Source organism: Kitasatospora sp. NPDC007106 (assembly GCF_040634455.1).
GTDB classification, from domain to species: domain Bacteria; phylum Actinomycetota; class Actinomycetes; order Streptomycetales; family Streptomycetaceae; genus Kitasatospora; species Kitasatospora arboriphila.
Genome location: NZ_JBEYFP010000010.1, coordinates 1 through 12,643 on the forward strand (window position 1 = coordinate 1; position 12,643 = coordinate 12,643).

The following is a 12,643-nucleotide window of genomic DNA, read 5'->3' on the forward strand; positions in this document are numbered from 1 at the left end:
ACCACGGCGGACCCTTCACTTTCCCCACGAGCAGCTCAACGAGTCACCAGACAAGCAGACATGGCCTCAGCGAGCCTTTGTGTTAGCTCCTCTTATGCTCATGCCGGCTGCGTGGCCATCACCCTACGGGTGGTGACCCGGTGGAGCTCGCCTTAGCGCCTCCTACTGCGCTGGCAACGGACCAGATGAACGGGCTCGGGATGCCGTGCCAACTTACGTGGAGCACATCCCGGGCACGAGTACAGGCCACGAACAGCAGGCTGAGTTCGCTCGCCATGTCCTCACGGTGCTGCTGTGCGTCGACCTCCATCGGTGTGATGGCGTTACGCATCGGAAGGGTGCCGTCGTTCACGCCGGCCACGGCCATGCAACGAAATTCCAGTCCCTTCATCCTGTGCATCGTGCCGATCCGCACACCTTCTGCCGGTGAGCCGCTGCCGAGTAGCGAGAAGGTGATCCCAGCTCGGCCGAGCACTTCGGCAATGTCGCGGCCGAGTTGGTTGAACCGGACAGCGACGCCGATGCTCTCCGGCGCGACCCCAGAGGCGACCCACTCGCCGATGCGGCTCACAAGCCCGTTGATTTCATCGGCCTTTGTGCTGTGGCCGGAGACCTCGGGGCGGGCTCCGTGCAGGGTCGCCCGATATCCGTCGAGTGACTCGCTGCTGTCGTCCATGTCATCGGGGTGCTCACCGGTCAGCAGAGCCGCCGACCAACGCAGGATCTCCTGAGTGGTGCGGTAATTGATGCGCAGCCGCGCGGACCGGCCGGTCACCTGGACGCCGACGGACCTCAGGGAGACCCGATTACCGTAGATCCGCTGATGTGTGTCACCGGCGAGGAACATGTCGTTCGGCCCCGGCGCGACCAGCGACCGCAGGAAGCGCCACTGGGTCGGGTGGAGGTCCTGAGCCTCGTCGACGACCACGTGCCGGAAGGCAGGCCTGTCGTGGCGGCCGAGGATCCTGGCGGCTTCCGCACAGATCTGCAGGAATGTCCACTCTTGGTTGTTCCGGAGCTGGTGCTCGAACTCGGCGACGGCGCGCCACAGCTGTGCGCGCTTCAGTGGTCCCAGCGCGACACCTCGGCCGGTGCGGGATGCCTTCAAATATGCCTCGGGGCTTTCGATCGCTTGGGCGAGGATGACCTGCCGCCACTCCTGGTCGAGGAACACGTCGGTGAAGTCGAGCCCCAGCCTGCGCCCCACCCGCGACCATCGGGAGGTGATGTCCCGCTGTTGAACGAGAAGCTTCAGTGGGGATCCGCCGCGTTCGCGGCGCACGATCTCGTTGGCCAGCGCGTCGACGTTCACCACCCTGACCTTGGCCCGCACGGTTTCGTCCGTGACCAGCAACCCCAGGCAGCGCTCGAGATCTGCAGCAAGCTCCTTGGTGTAGGTGGTGAGCAGGATCGACCCGGCCGGCGCGTCCTGGGGGAGCGACCTGGCCAGGTGGTAGGCGCGGTGCAGTGCGACGACGGTCTTCCCGGTGCCGGGGCCGCCGGTCACCCGGGCAGGGCCCGCGTAGGTTTCTCGGTAGGCGAGTTGGTGCTGGCTCGGGTGAAGGAAGACCCGCCAGGCGTCGAAAGGGCGCTCCAGGATCTCCATCAGTTCCTGCGGACCGGAGACGAGGGCGACGCGTCCACGGGATCGGGCCATCGCGAGGGCGAGCTCGTCATGGCCGAGGGCGATGGACTCGGGCGGCGCCGTTCGTGCGTGGGCCTGAACGATCTCTCGGTCGATGTCCTTCGGGTCCAGGCCACTGGCGAGTCCCAGGAGTACGTCGTACTGCTGCTCGGGCAGGATCTTGTGAAGTGCTTCGAGGTGATGCTCGTCGGGCAGGAGGCGGATGATCGGCAGGATCTCCTCGTCGATCCCGAGGCTCCGAAGCACCTTGTCCGGATGGTGGGCGAACAGCCGTTGGGGGTGGGGTTCGTCCGCCGCCAGGGCCCTCAGGGAGGTCGTGGCACGCTCCAACGCGACGTCGTTCCGGATCTCCACGCCCTGCGTAGCGGCATTGAGCGAGGCCCGGTGTTTGCGCGCCCAGTCGTTGGCCTTGTCGTGCGGCAGGACCTTCAGCAGCAGATAGCTGTTGCCGGTGTCAGCCTTGAGTACGACGCCACGCCAGAAGTCGGTGATGCGGATGGTGCGCAGGCGTGGGTCACGCTGGTTGGTGAGCTTCTCGAGGTGCAGGCCGGCGTGGGTGGCCGAGGTGAACTTCTCGAAAGCCTCGAAAACCCGTCGCTGCACCGGCTTTTCCAGTGCTGCGAACTCCAACAGGAAGTCCCGGTGCATTCCCAGCGTCGCCACGCGGGGCCTCCTCGGTGCTCTCCGTCCGACTGTTGGATCACTCTACTGAGAGGCAGTTCGACCATGGGGTACGAACGCAGTACTGCCCTACACTCCGCGGTCGGGAGGAGAACGATGGATCAGCTCGCTGGCGGCGTGGTACTCGGAGGGCGTTACCGACTCGAACAGCCGCTGGGCCGTGGTTCGATGGGGCAGGTCTGGCAGGGTAGGGATCTGCACCTCGGACGTGCCGTGGCGGTGAAGACGGTTGCGGCGGAGCTGGTGACCGGGCCCGAGGACCGTGCATACGCCCTCCGCCGCTTCGAGCGGGAGGCGCGTGCGGCGGCGGCGCTCGACCACGCCAACATTGCGATGGTGCACGACGCGGACATCACCGGCACGACCTGCTGGCTCGTCATGCAACTGGTGGACGGCGCCACACTGGACCTCCTCCTCGGGGAGTGCGAGCGCATGGACGTGGCCGCGGCCGCATCAGTTGCCGCACAGCTCTGCGCGGGCCTCGCGGCGGCGCACGCCGAGGGCCTGGTGCACCGGGATCTCAAGCCCGAGAACGTGATGATCCGGCGGGACGGCGTCCTCAAGATCCTCGACTTCGGTCTGGTGAAGCTGATCGCCGACAGTGGTCCCCGCATCACCCTGCCGGGTGAACAGCCAGGCAACCTCCGTTACGCCTCGCCGGAGTTGCTGGCAGGGACGCCGGTCGTCGACGCGCGGAGCGACCTCTACAGCGTGGGCTGTCTGCTGCACCACATGCTCGCCGGCGAGCCGCCCTTCCCCGGCGGGAACCCGGCAACCTTGGTTGCCGCTCACCTCGGGACGCCGCCGCCGCCCCTCACCGACTACGGCGTCGAGGTACCGGCCGGCCTCCAGGCCGTGATCACGGCCTTGTTGGAGAAGGACAGGGAGGACCGCCCCTGTTCCGCGGCTGAGGTGTACGGCGCCCTGGGACCGTTCCTTCCCCGGGCCGAGCCGGGCGAAGCGGCGATGCGGACGTTCGGCCCCGAGGACCCCCGTCGGCCCTTTGTCCTGCCTCAGGCGCCTTATCCGGTATGACCGCGCGATACGTCGGTGGGATGAGAAGATGCCCGCGGTGGCGGAGGTGGCGTGCGAACGATTCGTGACTGGGGACAGGGCGTGACGCAGGAGATCCTGGGACGTTACGAACTGGCGAGCCTGCTCGGCCGTGGCGGAATGGCCGAAGTCTGGTCTGCCCACGACAAGAGGCGCGACCGCCCGGTGGCGGTGAAGGTTCTCACTCCGCGCGGATACCGCGGCGAGGCGTTGACCACGCTGGAGCAGCGTTTCCTGCGCGAGGTGCGGTTCACCGCCCGGCTGCGCCATCCCGGTATTCCCCTCGTCCACGAGAGCGGGAAGCTGGACGACGGCCGGCTGTACCTGGTGATGGAGGTGGTGGCAGGACGGACGGTGTCCGCGTTGGCGAAGGACTGGGGGCAGTGGCCGGTCCCGCTGGCCGCGTCCCTGGCTGCCCAGACTGCCGACGTCCTGGCGCACGCCCATGCGAACGGCGTCGTGCATCGCGACCTCAAGCCCTCCAACCTGATGCTCACACCGGAGAACGCCGTCAAGGTGCTCGACTTCGGTATCGCCGCCACCCTGGACCCGGGGCTGGAGGAACCGCGCCTCACGCGTACCGATGCGATCCCGGGCACTGCCGGCTTCATGGCGCCGGAGCAGGCGGAGGGCAGGCCGGTCGCCGGCAGCGACCTGTACGCCCTCGGATGCATCCTGTACGAGCTGGTGGCCGGAACGCCGCCGTTCGAGGCGGAGAACAACCTGATGCTCGTCTACCGCCACATGACCGAGGCGCCGCTCCCGGTGACGTCGCTCCGGCCGGACCTGCCGCAGGGTTTCGCGGATCTCGTGATGCAGCTGCTCGCCAAGGACCCGGCCTGTCGTCCCGCCTCGGCCGGTGCGGTGCAGGACGTCGTGCGGGAGTGGGCCGGGGTCGGGGTCAAGGCGTGGGCGGATGCCGGCCACCGAGTGGCCATTCCGGGGGCCCCCGGTTTGCAGGCGAGACAACCGGAGCGGGTTGCCGCCGGAGGGCCTGCGGGCTCGGTGGGCCCGGTTGCTGCTGTTGCGCGATCGGGGACACCGCTGCACGAGGGCGGCCGGCAGGCGGAAGGCACCGGGTCCGTATCCACCAAACTGGAGCTGTACGAGAATCTCCGGCAGTCGGATCGGCCTGGGAGTGCTCACGACGGTTTCGTAACGCTTGCTGCGGAGCTCTGCCGCAACAGACCAGCGACCGACCGGGAGTTGTTGGCTTGTCGGATCGGCATCGCGAGGTGCCTTGCGGCCCTCGGCCGTGCCGCAGAAGCGAGGCATGAACTCGAGGCACTGCTGCCGGTGCAGCAGCAGGCTTTCGGCCACGCCGACCGGACCGTTTTCGACACCAGGTACGAGCTTGCCGTTCTGTCGGCCCAGGTGGGTGACCGCGACAGTGCCCGGCAGCAGCTGGTATGGCTGGGGAGGGATCAACGGGCCGCTCTGCCCTACTCCGACGAGTCCCATGCGCGGGTGGACCAGCTGCTCGCCAGGCTCGATCGCATGCTCCCACGACAGATTCTGCGTTAACTCTGTTCACGGAGCTCGCGGCTGCTAGTCTTCCACGCGCCGGCACGGGGATGCGGGGCGAGGCATCCTGGAGGATTGAGCCGGCTGCATCATGCGAAGATCGAACAGAGGGGCAGGCGCATTGGCCATGGCTGCGACGGACGCGCGCGGGAGCAGGAGCACGAAGGATCGCCTCCCCGTAGAGGGTGATCTCGTCGAGGTCCGGGGCCAGAGCTGGGTGGTGGCCGGCGTCAGGCCGTCGTCCAGCCCCGCGGAGAACGAGGGCCGCGGTGCCACCATGGTCGACCTCCAGTCCGTGGCGGACGGCCGCTTCGGCGACAGCATGACCGTCATCTGGGAGGTGGAGCCCGGCCGGCGAGTGCTCCCCGCAGGCTCCCTGCCCGACGCCTCCACCGGCCGGTACGACCAGCCGGGCACCCTCGCGGCCTTTCTGGACGCCGTTCGCTGGTCGGCCGTCGCCTCGGCCGACGCCAAGACCCTCCAGGCGCCGTTCCGCTCCGGTGTTGCCATCGAGCCGTACCAGCTGGAGCCCGTCTCCCGCGCGGTCGGAGCCCCCCGCGTCAACCTCCTGCTCGCCGACGACGTCGGCCTCGGCAAGACCGTCGAGGCAGGCCTGGTCATCCAGGAACTCCTGCTCCGAGGCCGCGCCCGCCGTGTGATGGTGGTCTGCCCGGCCGGCCTGACCCTGAAGTGGCGCGACGAGCTCGCCGAGAAGTTCGGCCTCGACTTCACCATCGTCGACTCCGAGCAGTGCGCCCGGCTGCGCCGGACCCACGGCACCGCGGCCAACCCGTTCCGGGTGCACCCGCTCACCATCGTGTCCCTGCCCTGGCTGCGCGGCACCAAGGCCCAGCGCCTGATGGACGAGGTCGTCCCGGCAGGCGGGGCCGCGCACAACGAGGACGGCACCGAGCGCCGTTTCTTCGACCTCCTCGTCCTCGACGAGGCCCACCACGTCGCGCCTGCCGCCCCCAAGCAGGTGTACGCCGTCGACTCCCAGCAGACCAAGTTGATCCGCCGCCTCGTGCCGCACTTCGAGCACCGGCTGTTCCTCTCCGCGACGCCGCACAACGGCTACCCGGAGTCGTACACGGCGCTGCTCGAACTCATCGACAACCAGAGGTTCGCGCGCGGTGTCGACCCCGACAAGGAGGCGCTCAAGGACACCGTTGTCCGCCGGCTCAAGAGCAACGTCACCAACCCCGACGGCACGAACCGCTTCCGCACCCGCCGGACGCGCGAACTGCCCGTCGAGTACACCGTCGACGAGCAGGAGGTCCACGGTCTGCTCGGCAGTTTCGCCGACCTGCGCCGAAAGCGCCTGGCTCCCAAGGCCCGCGGCGGGCGGCGGGCTGCTGACCTCGTCACCCTGCTGCTGAAGAAGCGCCTCTTCTCCTCGCCCGCGGCCTTCCTGCACACCGTGCGGATCTACCTCTCCCACGTGGACGACACGGCCGGGCGCACCCGCACCGCGGCCGACGAGGTCCCCGCCTGGCTGGACGAGTTCGCCGACCTCGCCGCCGACCTCGACGACTTCGGCCTGGCCGAGGCCGAGGACGACGCGCTCACCCGCTCCACCAGCCTCACCCCGCAGGAGGACGGGGAAGAACTCGAACTCCTGCGGCAGATGGAGCGCTGGGCACTCACCCACGAGGCCGCTGCTGACTCCAAGGCGGACGAACTGCTCACCTATCTCAAGGCGGTCTGCCGTCCGGACCGGCACTGGACCAACGAGCGGGTCGTGGTGTTCACCGAGTACCGCGACACCCAGAAGTGGCTTTTCGACCTGCTCCGCCAGCAGGAGATGACCTCGGACGGCCGGGTGGCCGTCCTGCACGGCGGCCTGAACGCCGAGGAACGCGAACACATTCGACTCGGCTTCCAGGCCCACCCGGCGTCGGACGAGGGAAAGGTCCGCATCCTCCTGGCCACCGACGCCGCCAGCGAGGGCATCGACCTCCAGAACCACTGCCACCGGCTCGTCAACTACGACATCCCCTTCAACCCCAACAAGCTCGAACAGCGCATCGGCCGCGTCGACCGCTGGGGCCAGCGGACCGACCCGGAGATCAGCCACTTCATCGGAGCCGGCTGGCAGCAGGCCGCGGCCGGCTCCTACGAGGCCGACCTGGAATTCCTCTCCCGGGTCGCCCGCAAGGTCGCGCGGATGGAGGAGGACCTCGGTTCCGTCAACGCGGTGATCGCCGACGCCGTCCAGCGCCGGATGACCGGCGACCTGACCCCGGTGGACATCGACAACGCCAAGCCCCGGCAGATCAAGGGCCGGACGACGGGCGGCACCGTCGCGCCCGACCAGAACGTCACCGCCCAAGCCCGGCGGCTGGCCGACCAGTACGACGAGACCGTCGACACCCTCGGCCTTACCCCCGTCAACGTCCGCCGGGTCGTCGACACCGCTCTGGCCCTGGACCGCCAGCAGCCCCTCGCCGAGTACTTCCACGAGGACTTCGACGGCGGCCTGTACACGGTGCCGCCGCTCTCCGGCACCTGGGAGCGCGCCACCCGGGGCCTGGCCCACAAGCTCCGCCCGAGCGAACAGCGGCCCGTCACCTTCGACCCGAAGATCGCCGCCGAAGGACGCGACGACGTTGTCCTGGCCCACCTGAAGCACCCGCTCGTCGCCCTGTCCACCCGGCTGCTCACCGCCGCCGTGTGGAACGCCGACACGGTCGGTCTGCACCGGGTCACGGCCGTCGTCACCGACCACCCCGACGTCGAGACCACGCTCGTCAGTGCCTACGCCCGGTACGTCCTCGTCGGCGCCGACGGCACCCGCCTGCACGAGGAGGTCCTGCATGCGGGCGGCTGGTTCGGCGACACCGGGCGCTTCCGCCGCTGGGAGTCCGTGCGCGCCCAGGGGGCCGTCCTCTCGCACGCCCTCACCACCGGCAGCGAGGCGGCCCCTCACCTGCGCACCGGACTGGCCGAGGCCTGGCCCCGCCTGGCGAAGCCGCTCTACGACTCGCTGGAGGCCCGCGCCCGGGAACGAGGCGCATCGCTGGAGAAGGCGCTCAACGACCGGCGTGAGGAGGAGAAGCGCCGGGTCAATGCGACCCTCGACCGTTTCGAGGCGACGCTGCGTGCGAAGCTGAAGGAGGAGGGCGACGAGATCGGCGAGCAGCTGGCCTTCTTCGGCGATCGCGAGGTCACCGCCGCAGAGCAGCGCCAGTACCGCGAGGACCGCGACCGCTGGCAGGCCCGCCTCGAGGGGCTAGCGGTGGAACGCGAACGAGAACTGGCAGCCATCGCCGCCCGCTACCGGAACCCGCGCTCCCACACCTTCCCGGTCGCCGTCGTCTTCGTCATCCCCGCCAAGGAGGCCACCCGATGAGCCCCCGTCCCGTCTCCCGCGGACTCGCCGTAGCCCAGGCCAAGGCCCGCGACGGGCGCGCCCAGCACCAGGAGTGGCTCGACCTCACCGAGGTCTCCGGCCCCTTCCTCACCATGCCCGTCCTGCTCGACGCCTGGCCCCAGCTGGACGCCGTCGACAAGGAACAGCGGATCCGGCTGCGGGCCCGCCACGCCGACTGGCAGACCGACGCCACGGCCGGCCGGGACGAGTGGGCCTCCTACGTCCTGCGTGACCTGCTGGAGTGGGGCGACGCCCTGGTGCTGCGTCGGGGCGAGGACGACGACCTGCTGCTCGACCGGTTCACCGTGGACGTCCCCGAACACGGTGCCCATCTGCGCGCCGACTTCGCCCTCGTCGAGCCCGGAAGTGACCCGGCCGCCGAACCGGACACCGCGGCCGCCGCGAAGCGCGTCCCCCTGCTCGGCATGCTCGTGCCGACCGGGACGGCGCCGACGGCACGCGCCTCCTGGGGCGGCGACTGGTCCGCCACCCCGGCGGACCGGCTCGCCAAGCTGCTCCGGCACCACGGAATCCCGCTCGGTCTCCTGACCGACGGCCGCTGGTGGTGCCTGGTGTGGGCACCGGTGGGCGGGGTCACGACGACCGCCGTCTTCGATGCCATCGGCTGGAACGAGGCCGGCGAGCGCAACGTCGTCCGTGCGCTGATCTCGATGCTGCGGCGCCGACGGTTCTTCGAGTACGAGGAGCCGGAGACGCTCGTCGGACTGCTGACGAAGAGCTTGGACGCCGGCGAGGAAGTCACCGACGCGCTCGGCGTGCAGGTGCGCCAGGCCGTCGAGCTGCTCGTCGACGCCATCGGGCGGGCCGATGCCCGTGCCATGGAACACGGTGCGCCCGGCCTGCACGCGGAGAACGTCAGCGCGGGAGAGGTCTACCGCGGCGCGGTCGCGGTGATGATGCGCGTCGTCTTCCTGCTGTTCGCCGAGGAGCGCGGCCTGCTGCCCGCGGACAACCAGGTGTACGCCGAGTCGTACTCGGCCGGCCGGCTCTGCACCGAGCTGGAGGCCCGGGCCCAGGCGGAGGGCGAGGGCGCGCTGGAGCACACCACCTCGGCCTGGCACCGGCTCATCGCTCTCTTCCACGCCGTGTACGGGGGAGTGGACCACCCTGACCTGCATCTCCCCGCATACGACGGCTCCATCTTCGACCCGAAGCAGCATGCCTGGCTGGAGCTGGGCTCGCCGCTGTTGCCGATCGACGACCGGACGGTGCTGCACATGCTGCAGTCCGTCCAGTACGTCCAGATCGGCAGCGGGAAGAACCGGGAGCGGCGACGGCTGACGTTCCGGGCACTGGGCGTCGAGCAGATCGGCTACGTGTACGAGGGCCTGCTGTCGTTCGACGGGCGACGTGCCGTCGACACGATCGTGGGTCTGATCGGCCCGACCGGCTTGGAGCACGAGGTCCGGCTGCGGGACCTGGAGTCGCTCGCGGCGAAGTGCCCGGACGTCAAGGCGCTGGCGAAGAAGATCCACGACACCTACAAGGAGCCGAAGCCGCCGGCCTCGGCGGCGAAGCTGGAGAAGCTGCTCGCACCGCTGACGGGCGACGCGCAGGCGGAAGCCCGACGACTGCTGCTGGCCGCCTGCCGCGACAGCGAACTGACGGAGCGTCTGCTGCCGTTCTTCGGCATCATCCGACGCGACCTGCGCGACCTGCCGGTGGTGATCCGGGCGGGCGCGTTGTATGTCACGGAGTCCTCGCTTCGCAAGAACACCGGCACCCACTACACGCCGCGGACGCTTGCGGAGGAGGTGGTGCTGCACGCGCTGGAGCCGCTGGTGTACGAGCCGGGGCCGCTCCAGACCGCCGACTCGGCGGAGTGGCAGCTCAAGTCGGCGAGAGAGATCCTTGCGCTGAAGGTCGCAGACATCGCGATGGGGTCGGCGGCGTTCCTGGTATCGGCCTGCCGTTATCTGGCGGACCGTCTCATCGAGGCCTGGACGGCCGAGGGGAACGAGGCTGCGGTGCGGTTTGCCGAAGGCCGGGGGATCGAGGCGGCGACGGCGGTCGACGCCGAGTCCGATTCGGTGGTGATAGAAGCCCGGCGCCAGGTCATCGAGCACTGCCTGTACGGCGTGGACATCAACCCGATGGCCGTGGAGATGGCCAAGCTGTCGCTCTGGCTGGTCTCCATGGACCCGACCCGGCCGTTCACCTTCCTGGACGACCGGCTGGTCTGTGGTGACTCGCTGCTGGGCATCGCCGACATGCAGCAACTGGAGACCGTCAGCCTCACCCCGTCGCAGCAGGACGACGTCCTGGGATGGGTCGAGGGCGCGCGCAGGCGAGTCGAGGAGCTGGCAGAGGAACGCCTCGCGATCACCAACATCAAGGGCGACGGCCTGCCCGCCTTGACCGAAAAGCGCGAGCGACTGGCCCGGGTGAATCAGCACTCGGCCCGTCTCCGCCTCGTCGGTGACCTGATTGTGGGAGCCGGCCTGGCAACGTGTGCCTCGGAGCGCGTCCCCTGGTACGACGAGGACGCTGGCGCGCGTTTGCGCAACCTCTTCCCGGCGGCGGAACGGATTGTGGGCCGTATCGCGGCGGGGGGTGTGACAGATGACGCCGACGTGGTCCGGGATGCGCGCGCGACCGCCGACGAGTGGCTGGCTAGTGAACTTCCTGGCGGTGGACTGGAGCGGGTGCCCGTGCACTGGCCGCTGGTGTTTCCGGAGGTCTTCACCAAGCGGGGCGGGTTTGATGCGATCATCGGTAACCCGCCGTTCCTGGGAGGCCAGAAGCTAACGGGCGCGATGGGTGAGGCCTATCGGGAATACCTGGTCGACTACCTTGCAGACGGCAAGCGCGGTAGTGCCGACCTGGTGGCCTACTTCGAGCTGCGTACTCATCGGCTGCTGAATAACGGTGGGCAGTCGGGACTGATCGCCACCAACACCCTGGCTCAGGGTGACACACGGGAGGTCGGCCTTGACCAGCTCCATGCTGCAGGAGTGACGATTCGCCGGGCAATCAAGAGCAAGCCGTGGCCGTCCAACTCGGCAGTGCTTGAGTACTGCGCGGTGTGGACCAGCAAGGCGCCGGTGGGGGACGGCGCAGCCTATGTGCTGGGTGACGGGCTCCTGGTGCCGAGGGGCATCTCAACGTCGCTGAATCCGGCAACGCGGGAAGCGTCGTGGGTTGAGGAACTGAAGGTCAACGGGGATTTGTCGTTCATTGGCTCGTACGTCCTAGGTCTGGGATTTACATTGCCAGAGAGCGAAGCCCGTTCGTGGATTGCGGAAGATGCGCGGTACGCGGAGGTGCTGTTTCCGTATATTAATGGAGAGGACCTCAACCAGAGTCCCACACACACTAGCGGCCGCTGGGTTATTGACTTTCAGACGTGGCCTTTGGAACGGGCGCAGGGCTACGAGAAGGCTATTGATAAGGTAATTCGTGATGTAAGGCCTGAGCGGGCGCGAAACAACGACAAGAGTCGGCGTGAGATTTGGTGGCGATTTACTCGCCCTGCCGTGGATATGCGCGTCGCGATCACGTCGCTGGAGCGATGCATTGTCATTACCCGCGTGAGCAAGGTCGTAATGCCGGTGATGGTGTCAACGGGGCCGGTGTTTAGCGAAGCTACTGTCGTATTCGCTTCCGACGACCCGGCTGTGCTTGCAGCCCTGAGCAGTGCCCCGCACTACTGGTGGGCGATCGACCGTGCCTCCACAATGAAGGGTGATCTCCGGTACACGCCGTCGGATGTCTTCGAGACCCTCGTCCGTCCGTCGCTCACTGATGATCTCCGTACTGCAGGCACTCGCCTCGACATCTGCCGCCGCGAATTGATGCTGCGCCGCAACCTCGGTCTGACCGCAACCTACAATCTCGTCCACGACCCCGACTGTCAGGACGAGGACATCGCCGAACTGCGCCGTATTCACGAGGAGATCGACCGGGCGACCGTCGCCGCCTACGGCTGGCACGACCTTCTCGACTCCACCGGTGCCACGCCGCTTACGGACCCCACCCACGAGACCGTTCCGCTCGACCACGGGTTTCATGAGACCGATCAGGGCATCCGCTACACCATCGGCTTGCTCGCCCGTACCGAGATCATCGACCGCCTGCGCCAGTTGAACCACCAGGCGTATGCCGACGAGGTCTTCCTCGGTCTCCACAAGAAGCCGGCCAAGCATCCCGACATGCCCAAGCCCTCCGCCGAGGCTCGGCGGAAGAAGGCCGAACAAGTCGGCCGGTCCAGCGTCGGGTTCGAGGACGACGGCCTCTTTCCTCCGGATGACGCCCTCTTCTGACGTTCTGACGTGAGCCGCCCGTTGCACCGGTCCGATCCCGGCCGTGCAGCGGGCGGCCTGCGCTCTTGCGTAACCCCCATCCAC

The 12,643-nt window shown here is 68.5% G+C and carries 5 protein-coding genes; 4 read left to right on the forward strand and 1 reads right to left on the reverse strand.

The window, feature by feature from the left end; all coding sequences use genetic code 11:
- Window positions 1-118 precede the first annotated feature (118 nt).
- On the reverse strand, window positions 119-2,293 hold the full coding sequence (locus tag ABZ641_RS02355) for a UvrD-helicase domain-containing protein (protein WP_359978614.1): 2,175 nt from the start codon (window positions 2,291-2,293) through the stop codon (window positions 119-121).
- 129 nt (window positions 2,294-2,422) lie between these two features.
- Here ABZ641_RS02355 and ABZ641_RS02360 point away from each other — a divergent pair, with 129 nt between their 5' ends.
- From ABZ641_RS02360 to ABZ641_RS02375, 4 genes are all read left to right on the forward strand, one after another.
- Window positions 2,423-3,361 (forward strand): serine/threonine-protein kinase, encoded by a 939-nt coding sequence (locus tag ABZ641_RS02360; protein WP_359978560.1) that lies wholly within the window; start codon window positions 2,423-2,425, stop codon window positions 3,359-3,361.
- A gap of 81 nt (window positions 3,362-3,442) precedes the next feature.
- The gene (locus ABZ641_RS02365) at window positions 3,443-4,903 is read left to right on the forward strand and encodes a serine/threonine-protein kinase (RefSeq protein WP_359978563.1); all 1,461 of its coding nucleotides are present in this window, start codon (window positions 3,443-3,445) and stop codon (window positions 4,901-4,903) included.
- A gap of 127 nt (window positions 4,904-5,030) precedes the next feature.
- A complete protein-coding gene (gene drmD / locus ABZ641_RS02370; RefSeq protein ID WP_359978565.1) occupies window positions 5,031-8,255 on the forward strand; it encodes a DISARM system SNF2-like helicase DrmD in 3,225 nt (1,074 codons plus the stop codon).
- Window positions 8,252-12,559 carry a DNA methyltransferase gene (locus ABZ641_RS02375; protein WP_359978568.1) on the forward strand — a complete coding sequence of 1,436 codons (4,308 nt, stop codon included), beginning with the start codon at window positions 8,252-8,254 and terminating at the stop codon, window positions 12,557-12,559. Before drmD ends, ABZ641_RS02375 begins: the two co-directional genes overlap by 4 nt.
- The last annotated feature ends 84 nt before the right edge of the window (window positions 12,560-12,643 follow it).

What these genes read in the sequence shown, in the direction of transcription:
- ABZ641_RS02355 (WP_359978614.1), bottom strand. Translation starts at nt 2,293, where the DNA reads ATGCACCGGGACTTCCTGTTGGAGTTCGCAGCACTGGAAAAGCCGGTG.
- ABZ641_RS02360 (WP_359978560.1), top strand. Translation starts at nt 2,423, where the DNA reads ATGGATCAGCTCGCTGGCGGCGTGGTACTCGGAGGGCGTTACCGACTC.
- drmD (WP_359978565.1), top strand. Translation starts at nt 5,031, where the DNA reads ATGGCTGCGACGGACGCGCGCGGGAGCAGGAGCACGAAGGATCGCCTC.
- ABZ641_RS02375 (WP_359978568.1), top strand. Translation starts at nt 8,252, where the DNA reads ATGAGCCCCCGTCCCGTCTCCCGCGGACTCGCCGTAGCCCAGGCCAAG.